The organism is Burkholderia sp. FW306-1C-G01B (assembly GCF_058781685.1).
The window spans coordinates 1-23,900 of record NZ_JBYSWZ010000003.1 but is presented as its reverse complement, the minus strand read 5'-3'; the positions used below and the strand labels follow the sequence as shown (position 1 = coordinate 23,900).

The following is a 23,900-nucleotide window of genomic DNA, read 5'->3' as shown; positions in this document are numbered from 1 at the left end:
CCGGATTACCCGGAAAACATCACGATTCATTTAACTTTTCGTGAGGACTTCGACACCGGCCGCTGCCTACGATAGGCGCATGTTTTCAGGACCTGCTTCCAGGAGCCCATCATGCCCACCCGCAGACATCTGCTGCTGTTCGCCGGCGCCACCGGCCTCGCCGCGCTCGCGGCGCTGTCGTCCACCGGCCGCCGCGCGCTGGTCGGCCGCGCATTCGCCGCGCCGCCGGCCGCCCCACCGCCCGCCGCCCCACGGATGGCCGCCCCTTTCGAAGTCACGCTCAGCGACGCCGAATGGCATCGCCGGCTCACGCCCGCCCAATACGCCATCCTGCGCGACGCCGGCACCGAACGGCCGTTCAGCAGCCCGCTGAACGACGAGCACCGGCCCGGCACGTTCGCGTGCGCCGGCTGCGACCTCGCGCTGTTCTCGTCGGCCACCAAGTTCGACAGCCATACGGGCTGGCCGAGCTTCTGGAAACCGCTCGACCACGCGGTCGGCACCCACGCCGACGCGTCGTTCGGGATGGTCCGCACCGAAGTGCACTGCCGCCGCTGCGGCGGCCATCTCGGCCACGTGTTCGACGACGGACCGCCACCGACCGGCCTGCGCTACTGCATGAACGGGCTCGCGCTCGCCTTCCACCCGGCCGCCGCCTGATCCGGCCCCGTTCCCGACCGACTGGAGAACGCACCATGCTGCTCATCGTCCTTGCCTATCTCGGCGGCGTGCTCACGATCCTGAGCCCGTGCATCCTGCCCGTGCTGCCGTTCGTGTTCGCGCGCGCCGACCAGCCGTTCGTGCGCACCGGCCTGCCGCTGCTGGCCGGCATGGCGCTCACGTTCGCCGTCGTCGCGACGCTCGCCGCCGTCGGCGGCGGCTGGGTCGCACAGGCCAACCAGGCCGGCCGCTGGATCGCCATCGTGCTGCTCGCGGTGTTCGGCCTGACGTTGCTGATGCCGCGCTTCGCGGAACACCTGACGCGCCCGCTCGTCGCCGCCGGCAACCGGCTCACCGGGCTCGCGCAGCGCGATGGCCGCCCGGCCGGCCCCGCGTCGTCGCTGCTGCTCGGCGTCGCGACTGGCCTGCTGTGGGCGCCGTGCGCGGGCCCGATCCTCGGGCTCGTGCTGACCGGCGCCGCGCTGCGCGGCGCAAGCGTCGGCACGACGCTGCTGCTCGTCGCGTATGCGGCCGGCGCGGCGACGTCGCTCGCCGTCGCGCTCGTGATCGGCGGCAAGGTGTTCGCCGCAATGAAGCGCTCGCTCGGCGCCGGCGAATGGATCCGGCGCGGGATCGGCGCGGCGCTCCTGGCCGGCGTCGGCGCGATCGCGCTCGGCCTCGACACGGGTGCGCTCGCGCAACTGTCGACCGTCACGACGGGCGGGCTCGAGACGAAGCTCGTCGACCGGCTCGGCGGGCGCTCGAACGGTGCGCCCGCAACGACGACCGCCACGGGCAACGCTGCCGGCAACACGTCCGGCAACGCAAGCGGCGGCGCAATGATGGCCGCGACTGCCGATGGCGCGCAGGCCGGCGGCAGTGCGATGGCCGGCAGCGCGATGATGCGCGCGGCCGACGTGAAGCCGGCCGCGCTGCCCGTCGAAGGCACGCTCCCGTCGCTCGACGGCGCCGTGCAATGGCTGAACTCGCCGCCGCTGACGGCGGCCGGCCTGCGCGGCAAGGTCGTGCTCGTCGATTTCTGGACCTATTCGTGCATCAACTGCCTGCGCACGCTGCCGTACACCAACGCGTGGGCGCGCAAGTACGCGCCGTACGGGCTCGTCGTGATCGGCGTGCACGCGCCGGAGTTCGCGTTCGAGCGCGACATCGGCAACGTGAAGAAAGCCGTGCACGACCTCGGCATCGACTACCCGGTCGCGATCGACAACGGTTATTCGATCTGGCGCGCGTTCGGCAACGAATACTGGCCCGCGCACTACTTCATCGACGCGCAAGGGCGCATCCGCCATCACCACTTCGGCGAAGGCGAATACGCGCAGTCGGAACGCGCGATCCAGTCGCTGCTCGCCGAAGCCGGCCATCCGGAAGCGCTGAACGTGCCGCTCGGGCTGGCCGGTGCGCCCGCGAAGGGTGCGCTCGCGGCAGCGGACGCCGCGGACGTCCGCTCGCCCGAAACCTACGTCGGCTATGCGCGCGCGGAAGATTTCTCGTCGCCGGGCGGCGTCGTGCGCGACGCGGCGCACCGCTACGACGCGCCGGCTCGCCCCGGTCTCAACGACTGGGGCCTCGCCGGCACCTGGCAGGTCGGCGCCGAGCGCGCGTCGCTCGCCGCGCCGTCCGGCCGGATCGTCTACCGCTTCCATGCACGCGACCTGCACCTCGTGCTCGGCCCGGGCGCGAACGGCCAGCCCGTGCGCTTTCGCGTGACGCTCGACGGCGCGGCGCCGGGTGCCGCGCACGGCGCCGACGTCGACGCGCAGGGCTACGGCACCGTCACCGGGCAGCGCCTGTACCAGCTCGTCCGGCAGCCCGGCGCGATCGCCGACCGCACGTTCGCAATCGAATTTCTCGATCCCGGCGTCGATGCGTACGCATTCACATTCGGTTGAACGCGGGCGCCGCATGCGGGCGCCGCCCGCGGGCAACGCCGCCACCCGAGCACCGTCTTCCACAACGCATTCCGAAGGAGCAAACGATGAACCCGACACCCACCCGCGATTCCGCGCCGCGACGGCGTGCAGCGATGCTGCGCCGCATCGGCGCCATCGCCGTCGCGGCCGCCGCCGTGTTCGGCTTCCAGCGCATCGTCAATTCCGCCGAGCCGATGCGCACCGTGCCCGCGCCGACGCTCGACGAAACGCCCGGCGCGTCGCACGACGAAACCGCCGTGCTCGCCGGCGGCTGCTTCTGGGGCGTGCAGGGCGTGTTCGAGCACGTGAAGGGCGTGAAGCAGGTCACGGCCGGCTATGCAGGCGGTGCATCCGAAACCGCGCACTATGCACTCGTCGGCTCGGGGCTGACGGGGCACGCGGAATCGGTTCGCATCGTCTACGACCCGACGCAGATCACGTACGGCCGGCTGCTGCAGGTGTTCTTCTCGGTCGCGCACGACCCGACCCAACTCAACCGGCAAGGCCCCGACGAAGGGCCGCAGTACCGGTCCGCGATCTTCCCTACCAACGCGCAGCAACGCGCGGTCGCGACCGCGTATATCGCGCAGCTCGGCAGTGCGCACGTGTTTCCGGCGCCCGTCGTCACGCGCGTCGAGGCATACAAGGGGTTTTATCCGGCCGAGGCCTATCACCAGAACTACCTCGAACTGCATCCCGACGCGCCGTATATCGCGTTCAACGACCTGCCGAAGGTCGCCGGGCTGAAGCAGCGCTTCCCGGCGCTGTACCGCACGGACGCGGTGCTGTGGCGCGATGCCGGCTCGTGACCGGCAACCGGCCGCGCGGCCGGGTTGCCGCCCGCCGCACGGCCGGGGCGGGCGCGCACCGCCTGCGGCCCGGTTTGCGCCGCATCAACGAAACCCCGGCCGTCATGCCGGGGCAAACCCGCATCGCGTCCGCCACATCGGGCAACTTCGCGTAGACTTCTTCAGATTCCCGCCGTTTCTTGCGGCGCCCGGACTTTCTGCCCAGCCAGGAGACGTCACGCATGCTCGCAGTGCCTTTGCCTGACAGCAGCACCCTCGAAGAATCGTCTTCCGGCGCGCTCGTGCGCGACCTGCGCCGCGTGCCCATTCACCCCGATCACTGGTATCCGCTCGCGTGGTCGCGCGAGCTCAAGCGCGGCAAGACGCTCGGCGTGCGCTTCGCCGGCGATCCGATCGTGCTCGTGCGCACCGAATCGGGCGCCGTGTACGCGCTCGAAGATCGTTGCGCGCACCGCCAGGTGCCGCTGCATGCGGGCGTCGTGAGCGGCGAAACGCTGCGCTGCTGCTATCACGGCTGGACCTACGCGTGCGACAGCGGCCGCTGCGTCGACGTGCCCTACCTCGGCCGCGAGCGTTTGCCGAACGGCGTGCGCGCGTATCCGTGCCGCGAAGCGCACGGGCTGATCTTCGTGTTCCCCGGCGACGCGACGCTCGCCGACACGCGGCCGTTTCCCGCGCTCGAATCGGCGGACAACCCCGCGTACAAGACCCGCCGCTTCGGCCGCGAGGTCAAGTGCCACTACTCGTTCATGCACGAGAACCTGATGGACATGAACCATCAGTTCCTGCATCGCAAGCAGATGGGGCAGATGCGCGCGCGCTCGGTGGGCCGGCGCCGCGGCGACGACTGGGTCGAGGTCGACTACACGTTCGCGCGGATGGAGGGCAAGCAGCCGGTCGGCGAGGCGCTCGTGTTCGGCGCGAGCAAGAAGCCGGCCGACCAGTCCGACAAGAGCGTGATGACGGTGCGCACCGGCTACCCGTACCAGACGCTGCAGATCCGTTCGAGCGAAGGCACGCTCGTGATGGACCTGTGGATCGTCTACGTGCCACTCGACGCCGAGCAACGCACCAACCGCACGTTCGGACTGCTGTCGATCCACAAGCCCGGCATCCCGTTCGCGCTCGATCTCGCGTGGCCGCTGCTCGTCTGGTTTACCGAGCGCATCTTCCGCGAGGACCGCTGGATCGTCGAGCGCGAACAGGAAGCGCACGATCGCCAGGGCGCCGACTGGAACCACGAGGTGTTTCCGGTCATCGTCGAGCTGCGCGACCTGCTGCGCCAGTGCGGCGGCCGCACCGTGATTCCGATCCGCGAAGCACGCGACGGCGCGTGATACGTGCGGCGCGCCGCACGACGGCGCATGCTCGCCGCGGCGCGCTCCGCTACAACCGGAACGCGCCCGGCAGCAACGCGTGCGCCGTCGTCACCTCGACATCGCCTTTCAGGTTGCCCAGGATCACTTCGATGTCGGGCATGCCGATCTCGATGATCACCTGACGGCACGCGCCGCACGGCGCGATCGGGCCGTCCGTGTCGCCGACGACCGCGAGCCGCGCGAAGTCCCCCGGACGATAGCCGGCGGCGATGGCCGAAAACATCGCCGTGCGCTCCGCGCAATTGCACAGTCCATAGGACGCGTTCTCGACGTTGCAGCCGTGAAAAATCGTCCCGTCGCGCGCCTGCAGCGCCGCGCCGACCTTGAAGCGCGAATACGGCGCATACGCGCGTTCGCGCGCCGCCTTTGCCTGTTCGAGCAATTCGTCTCGTTCCATCTCGATGATGCCTCCGGTGGTGTGCCGGGATGCATCGACGCAGCCGCATCCCGGCGCGCACGATACATCCCGTGATGTGAAGCGGCCGCCGATGCCCGCACGCTCCCTCCGTGCCGGCACCGGCGACCGGTCAGCCGATCCGCTCGTAAATGGTCGGCGGCGCATCGCCCGTCTCGCCCAGCACATAGCTGCGCTGGACCGCGTCCACCGCGCGCGCCGCCGCGGCGGCGTCGCCGGCGTGCACGCAACCGAGCGGTTGGCCGGCCTCGACGCGCTGCCCGATCTCCGCGAGCGCGGACAGGCCGACACGGGTGTCGATCGCATCCGCCGCGCGCGTGCGGCCACCGCCGAGCGCAACGACCGCCAGCCCGAGCGCGCGGCAATCGACCCGCTGCACGACGCCGCTCGCGCGCGCCGGAACCGGCACGATCACCGCCGCCCGCGCGAGATGTCGCCCGGGCGCATCGATCAGGTCCGCGGGGCCGCCGAGCGCCACGACCATTCTCGCGAAGCGTTCCGCCGCCGCGCCCGAGTCGAGCGCCCGCTGCAGCATCGCGCGCGCCTGCGCGGCATCCTGTGCCAGCCCGCCGGTGACGAGCAACTGTGCCGAGAGCGCCATCGTCACTTCATGCAGCCGGGCCGGACGCGACTTGCCCGTCAGGTAGTCGATCGCGCACGCCACTTCGAGCGCATTGCCCGCACACGGTGCGAGCGACTGGTTCATGTCGGTGAGGATCGCGGTCGTCTTCATGCCGGCGCCGTTGCCGACGTCGACGATGCTGCGGGCCAGTTCCGCCGATTGCTCGACCGTCGGCATGAACGCACCCGAGCCGACCTTGACGTCCATCACGAGCCCGTCGAGTCCTGCCGCGAGCTTCTTCGACAGGATCGACGCGGTGATCATCGCGACCGACTCGACGGTCGCCGTCACATCGCGAATCGCATAGATGCGCTTGTCGGCCGGTGCCAGCCGAGCGGTCTGCCCGATGATCGCGACGCCGACGTCGCGCACCGTGCGGCGAAACGCATCCGTATCGGGCGTCACGTCGTAGCCGGGGATCGCGCTGAGCTTGTCGAGCGTTCCGCCGGTGTGGCCGAGCCCGCGCCCCGAGATCATCGGCACGTATCCGCCGCACGCGGCCACCATCGGCCCGAGCATCAGCGACACGACGTCGCCGACGCCACCGGTCGAATGCTTGTCGATCACGGGTCCGCCGAGATCGAGCGCGCGCCAGTCGAGCACGTCGCCCGAGTCGCGCTGCGCGATCGTCAGCGCGACGCGTTCGTCGACGCTCAGGTCGTTGAAATACACGGCCATCGCGAATGCCGCCACCTGGCCCTCGGTCACGCTGCCGTCGGTCACGCCGCGCACGAACGCGGCGATCTCGTCGCGATCGAGCGGCTGCCGGTCGCGCTTCTTGCGAATGAATTCCTGCGGTAGAAACATCGTTGCAATCTCCTCGATCGGTCAGTGGCCGCTGCGCGGTTCAATGCAGGGAGAAGAACAGGCCGGCAATCGCGGCGCTCATCAGGTTCGACAGTGTCGCGGCCGTCAGCGCACGCAAGCCGTGCCGTGCGACTTCCGACCGACGCTCCGGCGCGACCGCGCTGAAGCCGCCCGCGAGAATGGCGATCGACGAGAAGTTCGCGAAGCCGCACAGCGCGAACGACACGATCGCGAGCGTCTTCGGGTCGAGCACTTGCAGGCCGGCCGCCGCGACGTGCTCGCTGCCCTTCAGGTACGGCGACAGGTCGCCGTACGCGACGAACTCGTTGAAGATCAGTTTCTCGCCGATGAAATTGCCGGCCAGCGCCGCGTCGTGCCACGGCACGCCGATGATCCACGCAAGCGGCGCGAACAGGTGGCCGAGGATGCCCAGCAGCGTGACCTGCGGAAAGCCCGCGAACGCGGCCACGCCGCCGACGATGAGGTTCATCAGCGCGATGAGCCCCACGAACGCGATCAGCATCGCGCCGACGTTGATCGCGATTCGCAGGCCGACCGACGCGCCGGACGCCGCCGCCTCGATCACGTTGGCGGCCCGCTTGTCGTCGAAATCGAGACCGTCGACCACGACGCGGCTCGGCTCGACGGTCGGAAACAGCAGCTTGCCGAACAGCAGCCCGCCCGGCACCGCCATGAACGACGCGGCGAGCAGATACTCCATCTTCACGCCGAGGCCGGCGTAGCCGACCAGCACCGAGCCCGCGACCGACGCCATGCCGCTCGCCATCACCGTGAAGATCTCGGCGCTCGTCATGTTCCGCACGAACGGCTTCACGAGCGCGGGCATCTCGCTTTGCCCGAGGAAGATCGTCGCGACGGCCGAGCACGCCTCGATACGGCTCACGCCGAGCACTTTCGCCAGCCCGGCACCGAGGATCGCGACGAGCCACTTCATCACGCCGACGTAGTACAGCACCGCGATCAGCGCGGTGACGAAGATGATCATCGGCAGCACGCGCAGGCCGAACACGAACCCGCCGTCGCCGAACAACTGGAACATCCGGCTGTCCACCAGCCCGCCGAACACGAACGCGATGCCGTGATTGCCCATGTCGAGCACGCGATTGACGCCGTTTGCGGCCGCTGCCAGTGCCGCGCGGCCGGACGGCACGAACAGCACCAGCGCACCGATCGCGAGCTGCGTGAGCAGCGCGGCGATCATGGTCCGGCCGCTCACCGCGCGCCGGTTGTTCGACAGCAGATACGCAACCAGCAGCAGGAACAGCATACCCAGGAGACTGCGCAGAATATCCACCTTGTGCTCCTTTCTCTCAATGTTATTGATCTGTCCCGCACGCGGCCGGGAACGTTCGTGCAACGCTGTCGGTGGATATTACCCGGTCGGCGCGCTCAAATGCATGCGGGGCGTGCCGTGCGAGCGGACACGCCCCGCGCGACCCGCACCGTTCAGCCCGCGCGCTCGACCGGATGCGGTTCGCGCAGCCGGTTCGCAATGCGTGCGGCCTCGTAGTAGCCGGCCGCAGGCGGGCGTTTCAGATAGCGGCCCGCGCCACGCACCGCGCGCAGGTCGCCGTCGGCCCACGCGAGCGCGCCGCGCGTGAGCGTGTGCGTCGCGACGCCCTGCACCGTCATCCCCTCGAACACATTGAAGTCGACCTGCTGGTGGTGGGTCTTCACCGAGATCGTCTTCGTCGCGGCCGGATCCCACACGACGAGGTCGGCATCGGCGCCCACCTGCACGGCGCCCTTGCGCGGATACAGGTTGAAGATCTGCGCGGCGTTCGTCGACGTGATCCGCACGAACTCGTTCGGCGTGATGCGGCCGTGATTCACGCCGTGATGCCACAGCACCGACATGCGATCCTCGACGCCGCCGCAGCCGTTCGGAATCCTCGTGAAATCGTCGCGGCCCATCGCCTTCTGAGACGCGCAGAACACGCAGTGATCGGTCGCCGTCGTATGCAGCTGCCCCGACTGCAGCCCGCGCCACAGCGCTTCGCGATGCTCGGCCGAGCGGAACGGCGGGCTCATCACGTGCGCGGCCGCACGCGTCCAGTCCGGGTCGCGATAAACGGCCTCGTCGATCACCAGGTGACCCGGCAGCACTTCGCCGAACACGCGCAGCCCTTCGCTGCGCGCGCGCGTGATCGCGTCGACCGCATCCTTCGACGACACATGCACGATATACACGGGCACGCCGAGCACCTGCGCGATGCGGATCGCGCGGTTCGCGGCCTCGCCTTCGACCTCCGGCGGACGCGACAGCGGATGCGCCTCCGGCCCCGTCATCCCGCGCGCGAGCAGCGCCTGCTGCAGCCGGAACACGAGCTCGCCGTTCTCCGCGTGCACGGTCGGCAGCGCGCCGAGTTCGAGCGAACGCGAGAAGCTGTTCACGAGAATCTCGTCGTCGGCCATGATCGCGTTCTTGTACGCCATGAAGTGCTTGAAGCTCGACACGCCGTGCTCGCGCACGAGCGTGCCCATGTCGCGGTGCACGCTCTCGTCCCACCACGTCACCGCCACGTGGAAGCCGTAGTCGACCGCCGCCTTCTCGGCCCAGCCGCGCCATTCGAGGAACGCGTCCATCAGCGGCTGCTTCGGGCTCGGGATCACGAAGTCGATGATGCTCGTCGTGCCGCCCGACAGCCCGGCGGCCGTGCCCGTGTAGAAATCGTCGCTCGCGGTCGTGCCCATGAACGGCAGTTCCATGTGCGTATGCGGATCGATGCCGCCCGGCATCACGTACTGGTCGTGCGCGTCGACGACGCTCGCGCCGGCCGGCGCGGCGATCTGCTCGGCGATCTGCAGGATCGTGCCGCCGTCCTGCGGGTCCGCGCAGAGCACGTCCGCGCGATAGGAGCGGTCCGCATCGACCACGGTGCCGCCGCGAATCAGGATTGCCATTTGGTTGCCTCCTCGTTGACTGTCGGGTTCCGCATGCGGTGCCGCGCGTCATGCGCTCGCGATCTGCGCGCGCTGTCCGGCGCGCCACTTCATCCAGGTGCCGTACACGCCCGACGCCAGCACGAGGCCGACGAACCACGCGTACGTATAAAGCGTATTGAAGAACGCCGGCACGTTCGGAAACGACGCCGGAAATGCGGTGTGCAGGAAACCTGGCAGGTTCGGCAGCACGCCGACCGCGAGCGCGGCCAGCGCGGCCGGGTTCCAGCCGCGCGCGTAGCTGAAGCCGCCGCGCTCGTCGAACAGCGCGCGCGTGTCGAGCTGCGTGCCGCGAATCAGGAAGTAGTCGACCATCATGATGCCCGCGACGGGCCCGAGCAGCGCCGAATAACCGACGAGCCAGGTGAAGATATAACCGTCCGTCGTCGCGAGGATCTTCCACGGCATCATCACGATCGCGATCGTCGCGGTGATCATCCCGCCCGCGCGGTACGAGATGGCCTTCGGCCACAGGCTCGAGAAGTCGTACGCGGGGCCGACGAGATTCGCGGCGAGGTTGCAGCACATCGTGTCGAGCGTGAGGATCACGAGCGCGATGCCCACGCCGATGCCCGTCATCCGGCTCGTCAGGTCGATCGGGTCCCAGATCGCGTTGCCGTAGATCACGACGGTCGCCGACGTCACGACGACCGACACCACCGACAGCAGCGCCATCGGCAGCGGCAGCCCGATCGACTGTCCGATCATCTGGTCGCGCTGCGAATGCGCGAAGCGCGTGAAATCGGGAATGTTCAGCGCGAGCGTCGCCCAGAAGCCGACCATCGCGGTCAGGCCCGGCCAGAAGGTCGCCCAGAACAGCCCGGCCTTCTTGCCGCCCGCCGCGAACTGCGACGGCGCCGACAGCATCGAACCGAAGCCGCCCGCCTTCGACGTCGCCCACCACACGAGCGCCACGCACATCACGACCTTGATCGGCGCGGACCAGCTCTCGAGCCAGCGGATCGAATCGGTGCCATGCAGGATGAAGTAGATCTGCAGCGCCCAGAACACGAGGAAGCACGCGAGCTGCCCGAACGAGATGCCGACGACCGGCAGCGCCGCGCCGTGCAGTGCGTTGCCGGTCAGGATGTTCAGCAGCGTGTAGATCGCGCTGCCGCCGAGCCAGGTCTGGATGCCGTACCAGCCGCACGCGACGATCGCGCGCAAGAGCGCCGGCAGCTTCGCGCCCTGCGTGCCGAACGACGCGCGCACGAGCACCGCGTACGGAATCCCGTGCTTCGCGCCCGCATGGCCGATCAGCAGCATCGGCACGAGCACGATCAGGTTGCCGAGCAGCACGGTCATCACCGCCTGCCACGGCGACATGCCTTCCTGGATCAGCCCGGCCGCGAGCATGTACGACGCGATGTTCATCACCATTCCGACCCATAGCGCCGCGAAGTGATACCACTTCCATGTGCGCTGCGCCGGCGTCGTCGGCGCGAGGTCGTCGTTGTACAGGCTGCCGCCCTGCGCCGCGGCGCTGTCGGGATCGGCGGGGTTCGCTGCGGGTTTCATCGATCGCACTCCACGTAAACGTCAGCGCCGGCATCATGCGATGCCGGCTCACGGAAACGAAAAACGGCGGCGCCGGATCTCGCGCACCGCCGGACGCAGGTCAAGCCGCCTTCGCGTGCTTCTCGGGCGCCGCCGGGCTCGCCCCCGCATCGGTGCGCGCCGGATTGTTCGGATGCGTGGTCCAGTTCGCGTACTCGCCCGAGTCGACGCGCTCCATCGTGATGCATTGCTCGACCGGACACACGTGCATGCAAAGATTGCACCCGACGCACTCCGAATCGATCACTTCGAAGTGCCGAGCGCCGTCCTTCTCGCGCGTGATCGCCTGGTGCGACGTGTCCTCGCACGCGATATGGCACAGCCCGCACTGGATGCAGCGGTCCTGGTCGATGCGCGCCTTGATGTCGTACTTCAGGTTCAGGTATTTCCAGTCGGTCACGTTCGGCACCGCGCGGCCGCGCACGTCGTCGAGCGTCGCGTAGCCCTTCTCGTCCATCCAGTTCGACAGCCCGTCGGCGAGATCCGACACGATCCGGAAGCCGTAATGCATCGCCGCGGTGCACACCTGCACGCTGCCGGCGCCGAGCACGATGAATTCGGCCGCATCGCGCCACGTCGAGATGCCGCCGATGCCCGAGATCGGCAGGTTCGGCGTTTCCGGATCGCGTGCGATCTCGGCGACCATGTTCAGCGCGATCGGCTTGACTGCCGGGCCGCAATAGCCGCCGTGCGTGCCCTTGCCGTCGACGGTCGGCATCGGCGCCATGTGGTCGAGATCGACCGCGACGATCGAGTTGATCGTGTTGATCAGCGACACGCCGTCCGCACCGCCCTTGTATGCGGCGCGCGACCCCATCCGGATGTCGCTGATGTTCGGCGTGAGCTTCACGAGGCACGGCAGCTTCGTGCCCTCCTTGACCCAGCGCGTGACCATCTCGACGTATTCGGGCACCTGCCCGACGGCCGCGCCCATCCCGCGCTCGCTCATCCCGTGCGGGCAGCCGAAGTTCAGCTCGACCGCGTCGGCGCCCGTATCCTCGACGAGCGGCAGGATCCATTTCCAGTCGCGCTCGTTGCACGGCACCATCAGCGACACGATCAGCGCGCGGTCCGGCCAGTCGCGCTTGACCTGCGCGATCTCTCTCAGGTTCACGTCGAGCGGACGGTCGGTGATCAGCTCGATGTTGTTCAGCCCCGCGATGCGCTGGCCGTTCCACTGCACGGCGCCGTAGCGCGAACTGACGTTGACGACGTGCGGATCGAGCCCGAGCGTCTTCCACACGACGCCGCCCCAGCCCGCCTCGAATGCGCGGTTGACGTTGTAGGCCTTGTCGGTCGGCGGCGCGGACGCGAGCCAGAAGGGATTCGGCGAAGTGATGCCCGCGATGGTGCAGCGAAGGTCGGCCATGTTCGGCTCCGTGAAAGTGGGGGCGTTGTCGTGGAGTGGATGCGTGCGCGGTGGATGCGTGCGCGGGCGCTTATGCGGCCTTCGCGTCGCGCAGCGCGAGCGCCGCGTCGATCGACGCGGCCGCGCGCTTGCCGTCCTGCACGGCCTGCACCGTCAGGTCGATGCCGTCCGTCGCCGCGCAATCGCCGCCGGCCCACACGTCGGGCAGTGCCGTGCGCCCGTCCGCGTCCACCGCGATACGCGTGCCGTCCGCCGTCAGCAACGCGGCCGCGATGCCGTCGGGCACCAGCGTCTGGCCGATCGCCTTCAGCACCATGTCCGCTTCGACGGTGAAGCGCTCGCCCGATGCCGCGTCGAACTCGACGCCCGTCACCTGCCCGTTTGCGCCCGCGATGCGCACCGGCTTCGCGTGCGTGACGAGCGTGACGCCGCTCTTCTGCGCGAACTCGCGTTCGGCCCAGGTCGCGCTCATCGCATCCACACCGCGCCGGTAAACCATCGTCACGCGCTCGGCGCCGAGCTTGCGGCTCTGCACGGCCGCATCGATGGCCGTATTGCCGCCGCCGATCACGACCACGCGCCGCCCGACCGGCACGCTCTCCAGCCCGTCGGCCTGCCGCACCTGCTCGATGAAGTCGACCGCGTTCATCACGCCGGTCAGTTGCTCACCGTCGATCGCGAGCGCGCGCACGCCGCCGAGGCCCATCGCGAGAAACACTGCGTCGTGCTGCTCGCGCAGCGTGTCGAGCGTCATGTCGCGTCCGAGCGCAACACCCGTTTTCAGCGCGATGCCGCCGACCGACAGCAGCCATTCGACTTCACGCTGCGCGAAATCGTCGACCGTCTTGTACGCGGCGATCCCGTATTCGTCGAGGCCACCAGCCTTCGGGCGCGCCTCGAACAGCGTCACGCGGTGCCCGGCGAGCGCGAGCCGGTGCGCGCACGCGAGCCCGGCCGGCCCCGCGCCGACCACCGCGACATGGCGCCCCGTATCGGGCGCACGCGTAAAACGCACCGCACCGGTTGCCATCGCCCAGTCGGTCGCATGCCGCTGCAGCGCGCCGATCGCGACCGGCTGCGCATCCTGATGGTTGCGCACGCATGCGCCTTCGCACAGGATCTCGGTCGGGCACACGCGCGCGCACATGCCGCCGAGCGGATTCGCGGACAGGATGTCGGTCGCGGCGCCTTTCAGGTTGCCGTTGCCGATCTTGCGGATGAAGCTCGGGATATCGATCTGCGTCGGGCACGCGTGCACGCACGGCGCGTCGTAGCAGTAGTGGCAGCGGCTCGCGGCGGCCGCCGCGGCAGTCGGATCGAGCAGCGGCGCGATATCGGCGAATTCGCACGAGAGTTGCGTGGACGACAGGCGATGCGCGGCGATATCGCCGGTTGGCTTGGTGGTCATACGCGTTCCTTCGACTGGGTGGAGACAAAGCCGTCCCCGCCGGCTGCGAATGCACAGTCGGGGCGGTCATGCTGAGGAATCCTGCGGTCAGGCGATGCGCAGCCTGCCGGCTGCTACGGTCGATTCGTCATGAAGCCGGCTCGTATGCGCGCGACAGCATCGCGTGCAGCAGCACGTTCGCGCCGGCCTCGATCCACGCGGGCGTCGCGTCCTCGATCTCGTTGTGGCTGATGCCGTCGACGCACGGCACGAACACCATCGACGTCGGCGCGACCTGCGCCAGATAACATGCGTCGTGCCCCGCGCCCGACACGATGTCGCGGTGCGAGTAGCCGAAGCGATCGGCCGCGTCACGCACGGCCGCCACGCACGCCGCATCGAACGCGACGGGCTTGTAGTAGAAAATCTGCTCGAGTTCCGTTTCGAGCCCGATGCCGGCCGCAATGCGCGCGACGCCGTCGCGCAGCGCGGCGTCCATCTTCGCGAGCACGGCGTCGTCCGGATGACGGAAATCGACGGTGAAGAACACACGGCCGGGAATCACGTTGCGCGAGTTCGGGTGGACCTGCATCATGCCGACCGTCGCGCAGCCGAACGGCGCATGATCGAGGCCGATCCGGTTGACGAGATCGACCACGCGCGACGCGCCGAGCAGTGCATCGCGGCGGCGCGGCATCGGCGTCGGCCCCGCATGCGCTTCCTGGCCGGTGAACGTGATCTCGTACCAGCGCTGCCCCTGCGCATCGGTCACGACACCGATCGTCTTGCACTCCGCTTCGAGAATCGGCCCCTGCTCGATATGCAGTTCGAACGCCGCGTGCAGCTTGCGTCCGCCGCACGGCACGTCGCCCGCGTAGCCGATGCGCGCCAGCTCCTCGCCGATCGTCTTGCCGTCGACGTCCTTGCGCGACAGCCCGTATTCGAGCGGGAACACGCCCGCGAACACACCGGACGCGACCATCGCGGGCGCGAAGCGCGAGCCCTCCTCGTTGGTCCAGATCACGACCTCGACCGGATGCTCGGTCTCGACGCCGTGATCGTTGAGACTGCGAATCACCTCGAGGCCGCCGAGCACGCCGTAGATGCCGTCGAAGCGGCCGCCCGTCGGCTGCGAATCGGCGTGCGAGCCCGTGACGACCGGCGCCGCGTCCGCCACACGGCCCGCGCGGCGCATGAACACGTTGCCCATCGTATCGACCGTCACCGTGCAGCCGGCGGCCTTCGCCCAGCCGACGATCAGGTCGCGGCCGGCCTTGTCGAGATCGGTCAGCGCGAGGCGACACACGCCGCCTTTCGGCGTCGCGCCGATCTTCGCGACTTCCATCAGGCTGTCCCACAACCGCTTGCCGTCGACCTTGATCGACGGGTCGAAGACCGGCCGCTTCACTGTTTCCGATACCGCGTTCATTCGCATCGCTCCTGTGGGGTCGGTGATGTCGTCAGCCCGGTCTGTGCCGGTGCGTGCAATGCCTGTTTCGGGGCATACGCGCCCATGCGCGGTGCATGCCCCGGTCGTGCGCGAAGTTCGTCCGACGAATCGTCGGAACCGCGTTGCGCCGCTCGCCGAATCCTGTCCGATTGGACAGGTTTTAGACGATCAAAATGACCAAAGCAATGTCTTTCTTTCGTGGTTCGATAGAGCGAGAAACGTGCCATCGCAACGCAGCATCGCTGCGGATGCGCAGCGTCCGCACGCGTGCGTTCGACGCAAATCAGCGGCTAGAATGAAGCCCAACGCGGCATGCCCGCCGCGCGAGGGTAACGATGAGACATGACGAGGCGGCAGCCGAAGCGACCGACAGCGACGAAGCGTCCGCGCCTTTGCGGCGACGCAAGGCGCACATCCGCGAGTCCAACGAAGCGCATCTGCTTGCCTGTGCGGAAGCCGTGTTCGCGGAGCGCGGGCTCGACGGCGCGAGCACCGCGATGATCGCGGAACGCGCCGGCCTGCCGAAGGCAAACGTGCATTACTACTTCCCGACGAAGCTCGCGCTGTACCGCCGCGTGCTCGACGACCTGTTCGAGGACTGGCATCGCGCGGCCGGCTCGTTCGAGGCCGGCGACGATCCGGTGAAGGCGATCGGCGGCTACGTGCGCGCGAAGATGGATCTGTCGCGGCGGCGCCCGCTCGGCTCGAAGGTCTGGGCCAACGAGATCATCCATGGCGCGGAGCACATGCAGGACATCCTGTCGCAACGCGTGAAGCCGTGGTTCGACACGCGCGTGAAGGTCATCGACGGCTGGATCGCGCGCGGGCTGCTCGCGCCGATCGACGCGCATGCGCTGATGTACCTGATCTGGGCGACCACGCAGCACTATGCGGATTTCGATGCGCAGATCCGCGCGCTGAGCGGCAAGCGCGCATTCACGCGAAAGGCGTTCGACGAGAAGACCGAGCAGGTCGTGCAGCTCGTGATACGCGCATGCGGCGCGGTGTCGCCGAACGCGAAGCCATAGCGCCACCGCGGCGAGCCGCCGAATAAAAAACGGGCGACGAGCACCACGCAGGCGTTTCCTGCGCGATACCCGTCGCCCGCGTCGCAGCGTGCGTGTTATGCGTTACACGTTACGCGATGCGCTCGATCGCGATGGCCGTCGCCTCGCCGCCGCCGATGCACAGCGATGCGACGCCGCGCTTCAAGCCATACGTTTCGAGCGCTGCCAGCAGCGTCACCATCACGCGCGCGCCCGATGCGCCGATCGGATGCCCGAGCGCGCACGCGCCGCCGTGCACGTTGACCTTCTCGTGCGGCAGGTCGAGATCGCGCATCGCGGCCATCGGCACCACCGCGAACGCTTCGTTGATCTCGAACAGATCGACGTCGCGCAGGTTCCAGCCGGTTTTCTCCGACAGCTTGCGCAGCGCGCCAACCGGCGCGGTCGCGAACAGGCCCGGCTTGTCCGCGTAAGTCGAATGCCCGACGATCACGGCCTTCGGCGTGAGGCCCAGGCGTTCCGCTTCCGAGCGGCGCATCATCACCAGCGCCGCGGCACCGTCCGAAATCGACGACGCGTTCGCTGCCGTCACCGTGCCGCCTTCGCGGAATGCCGGCTTCAGCGTCGGGATCTTGTCGAGCTTCGCCTTGCCCGGCTGCTCGTCGATCGACACGACCGCTTCGGTCTTGCCGGCCTTCACGGTCACCGGTGCGATCTCCGACACGAAATGCCCTTCGGCGATCGCGCGTTGCGCGCGCGTCAGCGACGCGATCGCAAACGCATCCTGCGCTTCGCGCGTGAACTGGTACGCCTGCGCGCAATCCTCGGCGAACGTGCCCATCAGGCGGCCTTTTTCATACGCGTCCTCGAGCCCGTCGAGGAACATGTGGTCGAGCACCTGGCCGTGGCCCATCCGCATCCCCGCGCGCGCTTTCGGCAGCAGGTACGGCGCATTCGTCATGCTTTCCATCCCGCCCGCGACGGCCACGCCCGCCGAACCTGCCAGCAGCAGGTCGTGCGCGAACATCGCCGCCTTCATCCCCGAGCCGCACATCTTGTTGACCGTGGTCGCGCCCGCCCCGAGCGGCAGCCCGGCCTTCAGCGCGGCCTGCCGCGCCGGCGCCTGGCCCTGCCCGGCCGGCAGCACGCAGCCGAACACAATTTCATCGATGCGTTCGGCCGGCACGTTCGCACGCTCGAGCGCCGCGCGAATCGCTACCGCGCCGAGCTCGCTCGCGCTGGCCGCGGCCAGGTCGCCCTGGAAGCCACCCATCGGCGTACGCGCCATACCAACGATTACGATCGGATCCTGAGTCGTCATGATTCGCTTCCTCCAGTGTCAGCGCGGTGCCATGCGCAACGCGCCATCGAGACGGATGACTTCGCCGTTCAGCATCGTGTTCTCGGCGATGTGGCGCACCAGCGCCGCAAATTCTTCCGGGCGGCCGAGCCGCGGCGGGAACGGCACGCTCTTGCCGAGCGCATCCTGCACGTCCTGCGGCATGCCGGCCATCATCGGCGTCGCGAAGATGCCGGGCGCGATCGTCACGACACGAATGCCGAACCGCGCAAGTTCGCGCGCGATCGGCAGCGTCATGCCCACCACGCCGCTCTTCGACGCCGCATACGCGGCCTGCCCAATCTGCCCGTCGAACGCCGCGACCGACGCGGTGTTGACGATCACGCCGCGCTCGCCTTCCGCGTCGGCATCCTGCTTCGACATCGCTTCGGCGGCCAGCCGGATCATGTTGAACGTGCCGACGAGATTGATCGACACCGCGCGCGCGAAACGGTCCAGCGAGTGCGGACCGTCGCGGCCGACGACCTTCTCGCCCGGCGCGACGCCCGCGCAGTTGACGAGCGCGTCGATGCGGCCGAACGCATCGCGCGCGGCGGCCACGGCCGCCTGCCCGTCGGTTTCGCTCGTCACGTCGGTCTTCACGAAGCGCACGGCCGCGCCGAGTTCGTGCGCGAGGCTCGTACCGGCATCGTCATTGACGTCCAGCAATACGGCCTTGCCACCTTGCGCGACGACCATGCGCGCCACCGCGGCGCCGAGGCCCGAACCGGCGCCCGTAATCAGAAAAACGCGATCCTTGATATTCATTAGCAATCCGTATTCAGGGTTGAGCGGCCTTCTCGGCTTCCATCTTGCGCAACACGAAGCGCTGGATCTTGCCGCTCGGGGTTTTCGGCAGCGCGTCGACGAAGTCGATCGCGCGAGGATAGGCGTGGGCGGACAGCCGCCGCTTCACGTGCTGGCTCAGTTCCTCGGCCAGCGCCGGCGTGCCGTCGAAGCCCTTCGACAGCACGACGAACGCCTTGACGATCTCCGTGCGCTCCGGATCCGGCACGCCGATCACGGCGGCTTCGCTGACGGCAGGATGCTCGATCAGCGCGCTTTCCACGTCGAACGGGCCGATCCGATAGCCGGACGACGTGATCACGTCGTCCGCGCGGCCGATGAAGCTCACGGTGCCGTCCGGCTCGAGTTCGACGTTGTCGCCGGTCCGGTAGTAGCCGCCCGCGATCGCCGGCGTGTCCTGCTGCCAGTAGCCGTGGAACCACAGCAGCGGCGAGCGCACGATGTCGATCGCAAGGTTGCCCGGCTCGCCAGGGCCGAGCTCGCGGCTCGCTTCGTCGAGCACCGCGACGCGATAGCCGGGCATCGCCAAGCCGGCCGAGCCGGCGTGCACGACGTGCGCGAGGCCGTGATGATTGTTCACGACCATCCCGAGTTCGGTCTGGCCGTAGTGATCGTAGATCGGCGCGCCGAGCGCCGCGTCAAACCAGCGCACGACTTCCGGATTCAGCGGCTCGCCCGCGCTGCTGACCACGCGCAGCTTGCCCTTCACGCGCGCCGCTGCTTCCGTACCGGCCGCCATCAGCATCCGGTACGCGGTCGGCGAGCCGGCGAGGCTCGTGATGCCGAGCCGTTCGATCACGTCGTACGTGCTGTCGACCGTGAAGCTGCCTTCGTAGAGCGTCGTCGCGTGGCCGAGCAACAGCGGGCCTGTGATCGCGTAATAAAGGCCATACGCCCAGCCCGGATCGGCGATGTTCCAGAACCGGTCGCCTTCGCGCAGGTCGACCGCGTCGCGCATGTACGCGCCGAACGCGAGCAGCGCGCGCAGCGGCACCGGCACGCCCTTCGGCAAGCCCGTCGTGCCCGACGTCGACATCATCATGAACAGGTCCGTGCCCTTGCGCAGCACCGGCTCGAACGTGTCGGGCTGTGTGTCGAGCGCCGCGCGGAAATCGATGTCGCGTTGCGGCAGCGGCTCGCCCGGCGCGCGCACCGTCGCAACCGGCGGGCAATCGGCGATCTCGTCGAGCTTGGCGCGATTCGCGACGTTGGTCACGACCAGGCGCGCGTCGCTCATCCGCAGACGATGCTCGATCGCCTTCGGGCCGAACGCGGTGAACAGCGGCTGATAGACGGCGCCCGCGCGCCACGTGCCGAGGATCGTCGCGACGAGCTCGGGCCTGCGCGGCAACAGGCCGGCCACCACGTCGCCCGGCTTCACGCCTTGCGCGACCAGCAGGTTCGCCACGCGTGCCGACAGCGCCTGCATCTGCGCGAACGTGAAGCGGCGGTGCTGCCCGCCCGCGTCGATCCAGTCGAGCGCGATCGCGTCCGCCGACGCGTGCCGGTCGCAGCATTCGACACATGCGTTCAGGCCGCGCTCCAGATCGCCGTGCAGATGCGCGGCGGCGGTCTCGATACTGAACCGGGCCACGGCGTCGGCGTAGGCCGGCACCGCCCGGGCGGTTGCTCCATCAGGCATGCGTGTCTCCTGTACGTTATGACCGCCGGCGAGCCAGCGGCACGACGGGGATATATCGATAGTAGACAGCCGGCACATTGCAATCAATGACAAACAGAATCTAGAATCGTGATCGCTTTTGCCATGTCGGGAGGACGCGGAAAATGGGGCCCCAGATGATTTCGCCGGATTTCGTCGACGACGCACTCGCGTGCCTGCGCCGGCAGCGCATCGCGACGGCGCCCGTGCTGCGCGCCGCCGGCCTGCCGGCCATCGTGCGCGAGCCCGTCACGCCGCAACAGTACGGCCGCCTGTGGCTCGCGATCGCCGGTACGATCGACGACGAATTCTTCGGGCTCGCCGCGCGCCCGATGCGGCAAGGCAGCTTCAAGCTGCTGTGCCACGCGGTGCTGCACGCCGGCACGCTCGACCAGGCGCTGCGGCGGGCGCTGCAGTTCCTGCGCGTGGTGCTCGACGAGCCGCACGGCGAGCTCGTCGTGGCCGACGGGCAGGCGCAGATCGTGCTGACGCAGTCGGGCACGCCGTATCCGGCATTCGCGTACCGGACGTTCTGGCTGATCCTGCTCGGCGTCGCGTGCTGGCTGACCGGCCGGCGCATCCCGCTGCAGCGCATCGATTTCGCGTGCCCGAGCCCCGACCAGCGCAGCGACTATCACCAGTTCTTCGGCGTGCCCGTGCATTTCGACCACCCCGACAGCCGGCTCGCATTCAACGCCGCATACCTCGCGCTGCCGACGATCCGCTCCGCGCAGGCGCTGAAGACCTTCCTGCGCGGCGCGCCCGGCAACCTGCTGGTCCGCTACCGGCACGACACGGGCTGGGTCGCGAAGACGCGTGCGCACCTGAAGGCGCTGCCGGCTGCCGAGTGGCCCGACTTCGATTCGCTGGCTGTGCGCCTCGGCACGACGCCCGCGACGCTGCGGCGGCGTTTGCGCAGTGAAGGGCAGAGCTTCGCTGCGATCAAGGACGAGTTGCGCGGCGCGCTGGCCCAGTCGCTGCTGCGCGGGCACGCGCTCAGCGTCGCGGAGATCGCGGCCGAGCTCGGCTTCACCGAGCCGAGCGCATTTCATCGCGCGTTCCGCAAATGGACGGGCACGAGCCCCGGCGCATTCCGGCGCGACGTGCATGCGGCGAATCCGGAACCTTGAATCGCGCGCCGAGGAGGCGGTTCGTACGTAGTGGATGCAGAGCCTCCCTCACACGACGCTGATAATGCGAAGCGCCGGCGGCTGTCCACGACCGATGCCTAACGGCAAACCCCCGCCGTTCCTGTACCGATGCAAGGTTATTTCTATTCATTCGGCCGTCATGCAGTGGGTGCTCCAGCTGCTTCACGATCCCTGTGACCTGAGCCGTTTGTTTGGGTTCGTTTGCGTTTGACCGCATCGGTCGCCGGCATCGGCATTCCGGTGCAATGCACCGCGCGACTGCCCGCGGCGCTGCCCGGCGCGACGTTGCGCAGCGGCCCGTCCGACCACATACTGGTCGGCCTGTACGAACAAGGTCGCGTCGAGGGTGAGTGTCGATCAGGGTACCGCTTCGATCTTTGGGGTTATCGGAACTGCCGTGTCTTTGCTGGCAGCGATTCCGTACGCGCTCGCGATCTACCGGCGCACCGTTCGCCCGCATCTGTTCACATGGCTCGTGTGGTCGGTCGTCACGGCGATCGCGGCGGCCGGCCAGTTCGTTGCGGGGGCCGGGCCGTCCTCGTGGTGCACGGCGGCGATTGCCGTCACGTGCTTCCTGACGCTGGTGGCCAGCATTTTTCGCGGCGAACGCGGCTGGACAGCCATCGACTGGTTTTTCCTGTGCGCAGCCCTTTCGGCCATTCCGCTCTGGATGCTGACCGACGATCCGACGGTCTCGATCTGCCTGGTCACGCTGATCAAGCTTGCCGGTCTCGGCCCGACCGTCCGCAAGACGATCCGCGATCCATGGAGCGAGAGCCTCGCCTATTTCGCGCTGTGCGCGCTCAAGTACGCGCTGGCGTTGCTGGCACTGAGCACGTGGAGTATCGCTGTTGCGTTCTATCCGGCCGTCAACATCATCGCGTCGATCGGCATCTGCCTGATCATGCTGGTCCGGCGTCAATCGCTGTCGAACGCGCGGTAGGCTCTTTCCGTCGCCGCTGTGTTCGGAACGCGTTGCGTGCTGCAACAGGTCGCAACCAATGAGCGAAACTACAAACCTTCAAAGATGATGCGAGGTCCCGATATGGATGCAATTCGTACAGTCATCGAACCCTACGAAACCGCGCTTCGGGCTGCGATGCTGGCCAACGATGTCGAAGCGCTCGATGCGTTGCTGGACGACGATCTGGTGTTCACCGTCCCGACCGGACAGGTCATCTCGAAGGAGGACGATCTGTCCACGCATCGCGCGAAGCTGCTGCGTCTCGACAGACTCGATTTCCTCGAAACGCGGGCATGCGAGATCGGCGAGATGATCCTGACCACGACAAAGGCGACACTTGCCGGCCGTTTTGACGGCGCTGCGTTCGACGGCACGTTTGCCTATACGCGCCTGTGGCGTCGATCGGACGCCGGCTGGCGCGTCGTCGCCGGGCATGCATCGCAGGTTATGTAGATCTGGCCGAGCGGGTACCTTTGAACGGTGTCGCTCGCTATCCGGATGAGCGAGCAAGCGGCGAAGCCGGAAGGTTAGCCGATGCGATCCGGACCAGGCACCAACAACGATGCTGGCCGAAGGATTCCAACGTTGGGAAAACCCGATGCGCCATCCATTTACCGTACGTACTGCCCGTCCCGCAGATGCGGACGAACTCACGAGATTAGCCCGTCTTTCAAAGGCTCATTGGGCTATCCGAACGAATGGCTCGACTTGTGGCAAAGCGATCTCACGATTTCGCCCGGGACGATCGAAGCATCGATCGGCTACGTCGCGGAATCCGGAAAGGCGATCATCGGGTTCTGGGTCAGGGCGTCATCGGATTCGGATCGACCGACGCCCGGATTGCTATTCGTCCATCCCGATCACATGGGCCGGGGTGTCGCGCGTGCGCTGTGGGTGGAGATCCGAAGGGAAGCCGCTGCGAGAGGGATCAGAAGCTTCGTGATCGAAGCGGATCCCAATGCTGTTCCGTTCTATCTGACGCTCGGGGCTGAAAAAATCGGTGAAAAGGAATCGAGCGTCGTCCCGGGGAGGTTCTTCCCGATCTTGCGGATCACGATCTGATTCTGACGGGTGAGGGAGAAGGAAGCGGTATGGGGCACCGCGTTGCGCTCGAGAGAACCGAAGCGACCGACGATTGCGAGCGAGGTTGCGGCGGAGAAGTGGCCAGGTGTTTGATCGGGCCGACTGTCGACCTGATGACGCCTTCGGCACGCCCGCTCCGACCACGCTGCCCCTTGCCCGGCGTGCCCTGCATTTTGTCTGCGCCAATGCAAAAACCCCCGCCTTTTGGGCGGGGGTTTCTGGCTAAGGGAGCCTGACGATTACCTACTTTCACACGGGAATCCGCACTATCATCGGCGTAGAGTCGTTTCACGGTCCTGTTCGGGATGGGAAGGGGTGGGACCGACTCGCTATGGTCATCAGGCAAAGGGGGTTGTTGTGCTGGCTTCGCAGCACAACCAATCCGGGAAGAAGCAGTAATTTAGGTTGTGTGTATCGCACACGAGAATCCAACCCGTCCGACGCGCTGTAATCAGCGCGAGACAGACTTGTTATAGGATCAAGCCTTACGGGCAATTAGTATCAGTTAGCTGAACGCATTACTGCGCTTACACACCTGA

The 23,900-nt window shown here is 68.0% G+C and carries 19 protein-coding genes, 1 rRNA gene and 1 pseudogene; 9 read left to right on the top strand and 12 right to left on the bottom strand.

Annotation, left to right across the window (positions count from 1 at the left end; genetic code table 11):
* Positions 1-111 precede the first annotated feature (111 nt).
* The 4 genes from msrB (at position 112) to AC3WLY_RS07435 (ending at position 4,737) form a co-directional block, all read left to right on the top strand.
* On the top strand, positions 112-660 hold the full coding sequence (msrB, locus tag AC3WLY_RS07450; RefSeq protein ID WP_310133242.1) for a peptide-methionine (R)-S-oxide reductase MsrB: 549 nt from the start codon (positions 112-114) through the stop codon (positions 658-660).
* 35 nt (positions 661-695) lie between these two features.
* Positions 696-2,570, top strand: a complete 1,875-nt coding sequence (locus AC3WLY_RS07445; protein ID WP_310133240.1) for a redoxin domain-containing protein — start codon at positions 696-698, stop codon at positions 2,568-2,570.
* An 86-nt stretch (positions 2,571-2,656) separates the two neighbouring features.
* Positions 2,657-3,400: a peptide-methionine (S)-S-oxide reductase MsrA gene (msrA, locus tag AC3WLY_RS07440; protein ID WP_492310825.1), complete on the top strand. Its 744-nt coding sequence runs from the start codon at positions 2,657-2,659 to the stop codon at positions 3,398-3,400.
* Between the two features lie 221 nt (positions 3,401-3,621).
* Positions 3,622-4,737 carry a Rieske 2Fe-2S domain-containing protein gene (locus AC3WLY_RS07435; RefSeq protein WP_310133236.1) on the top strand — a complete coding sequence of 372 codons (1,116 nt, stop codon included), beginning with the start codon at positions 3,622-3,624 and terminating at the stop codon, positions 4,735-4,737.
* Between the two features lie 49 nt (positions 4,738-4,786).
* On the opposite strand, the gene AC3WLY_RS07430 is transcribed toward AC3WLY_RS07435, so the two are convergent.
* The 8 genes from AC3WLY_RS07430 to AC3WLY_RS07395 form a co-directional block, all read right to left on the bottom strand.
* The gene (locus tag AC3WLY_RS07430; RefSeq protein ID WP_034184949.1) at positions 4,787-5,176 is read right to left on the bottom strand and encodes a cytidine deaminase; all 390 of its coding nucleotides are present in this window, start codon (positions 5,174-5,176) and stop codon (positions 4,787-4,789) included.
* Positions 5,177-5,306: 130 nt separating this feature from the next.
* Entirely contained in the window at positions 5,307-6,623 is a 1,317-nt protein-coding gene (gene deoA, locus AC3WLY_RS07425) for a thymidine phosphorylase (RefSeq protein WP_425132624.1), read from the bottom strand.
* Between the two features lie 40 nt (positions 6,624-6,663).
* Complete coding sequence (locus AC3WLY_RS07420) at positions 6,664-7,938, bottom strand: NupC/NupG family nucleoside CNT transporter (protein ID WP_347068284.1); 1,275 nt, start codon at positions 7,936-7,938, stop codon at positions 6,664-6,666.
* Positions 7,939-8,090: 152 nt separating this feature from the next.
* On the bottom strand, positions 8,091-9,548 hold the full coding sequence (hydA, locus tag AC3WLY_RS07415) for a dihydropyrimidinase (protein WP_492310826.1): 1,458 nt from the start codon (positions 9,546-9,548) through the stop codon (positions 8,091-8,093).
* A gap of 48 nt (positions 9,549-9,596) precedes the next feature.
* On the bottom strand, positions 9,597-11,105 hold the full coding sequence (locus tag AC3WLY_RS07410) for an NCS1 family nucleobase:cation symporter (RefSeq protein WP_310133226.1): 1,509 nt from the start codon (positions 11,103-11,105) through the stop codon (positions 9,597-9,599).
* Between the two features lie 100 nt (positions 11,106-11,205).
* The gene (gene preA / locus AC3WLY_RS07405; protein WP_175963991.1) at positions 11,206-12,513 is read right to left on the bottom strand and encodes an NAD-dependent dihydropyrimidine dehydrogenase subunit PreA; all 1,308 of its coding nucleotides are present in this window, start codon (positions 12,511-12,513) and stop codon (positions 11,206-11,208) included.
* Positions 12,514-12,583: 70 nt separating this feature from the next.
* Positions 12,584-13,921, bottom strand: a complete 1,338-nt coding sequence (locus tag AC3WLY_RS07400) for an NAD(P)-dependent oxidoreductase (RefSeq protein ID WP_492310827.1) — start codon at positions 13,919-13,921, stop codon at positions 12,584-12,586.
* Positions 13,922-14,048: 127 nt separating this feature from the next.
* On the bottom strand, positions 14,049-15,329 hold the full coding sequence (locus AC3WLY_RS07395; protein ID WP_492310828.1) for a Zn-dependent hydrolase: 1,281 nt from the start codon (positions 15,327-15,329) through the stop codon (positions 14,049-14,051).
* A 356-nt stretch (positions 15,330-15,685) separates the two neighbouring features.
* On the opposite strand from AC3WLY_RS07395, the gene AC3WLY_RS07390 reads away from it, so the two are divergent.
* Entirely contained in the window at positions 15,686-16,378 is a 693-nt protein-coding gene (locus AC3WLY_RS07390; protein ID WP_175963988.1) for a TetR/AcrR family transcriptional regulator, read from the top strand.
* A gap of 109 nt (positions 16,379-16,487) precedes the next feature.
* On the opposite strand, the gene AC3WLY_RS07385 is transcribed toward AC3WLY_RS07390, so the two are convergent.
* The 3 genes from AC3WLY_RS07385 to AC3WLY_RS07375 are packed head-to-tail and all read right to left on the bottom strand — an operon-like array spanning position 16,488 to position 20,145.
* Complete coding sequence (locus tag AC3WLY_RS07385) at positions 16,488-17,678, bottom strand: acetyl-CoA C-acetyltransferase (RefSeq protein ID WP_175963987.1); 1,191 nt, start codon at positions 17,676-17,678, stop codon at positions 16,488-16,490.
* Between the two features lie 18 nt (positions 17,679-17,696).
* Positions 17,697-18,464: a 3-hydroxyacyl-CoA dehydrogenase gene (locus AC3WLY_RS07380; RefSeq protein ID WP_425132619.1), complete on the bottom strand. Its 768-nt coding sequence runs from the start codon at positions 18,462-18,464 to the stop codon at positions 17,697-17,699.
* A gap of 13 nt (positions 18,465-18,477) precedes the next feature.
* Complete coding sequence (locus AC3WLY_RS07375) at positions 18,478-20,145, bottom strand: acyl-CoA synthetase (RefSeq protein ID WP_492310829.1); 1,668 nt, start codon at positions 20,143-20,145, stop codon at positions 18,478-18,480.
* A gap of 143 nt (positions 20,146-20,288) precedes the next feature.
* Between AC3WLY_RS07375 and AC3WLY_RS07370 the strand changes: the two genes are divergently transcribed.
* From AC3WLY_RS07370 to AC3WLY_RS07355, 4 genes and pseudogenes are all read left to right on the top strand, one after another.
* Positions 20,289-21,293 (top strand): AraC family transcriptional regulator, encoded by a 1,005-nt coding sequence (locus tag AC3WLY_RS07370; protein ID WP_492310830.1) that lies wholly within the window; start codon positions 20,289-20,291, stop codon positions 21,291-21,293.
* Between the two features lie 367 nt (positions 21,294-21,660).
* Complete coding sequence (locus AC3WLY_RS07365) at positions 21,661-22,257, top strand: hypothetical protein (protein WP_492310831.1); 597 nt, start codon at positions 21,661-21,663, stop codon at positions 22,255-22,257.
* 102 nt (positions 22,258-22,359) lie between these two features.
* Entirely contained in the window at positions 22,360-22,731 is a 372-nt protein-coding gene (locus AC3WLY_RS07360; RefSeq protein WP_492310832.1) for a nuclear transport factor 2 family protein, read from the top strand.
* Positions 22,732-22,876: 145 nt separating this feature from the next.
* A pseudogene (locus AC3WLY_RS07355) lies at positions 22,877-23,340 on the top strand (GNAT family N-acetyltransferase).
* A gap of 251 nt (positions 23,341-23,591) precedes the next feature.
* On the opposite strand, the gene rrf reads toward AC3WLY_RS07355, so the two are convergent.
* A 5S ribosomal RNA gene (gene rrf, locus AC3WLY_RS07350) occupies positions 23,592-23,704 on the bottom strand.
* Positions 23,705-23,900: the final 196 nt, after the last annotated feature.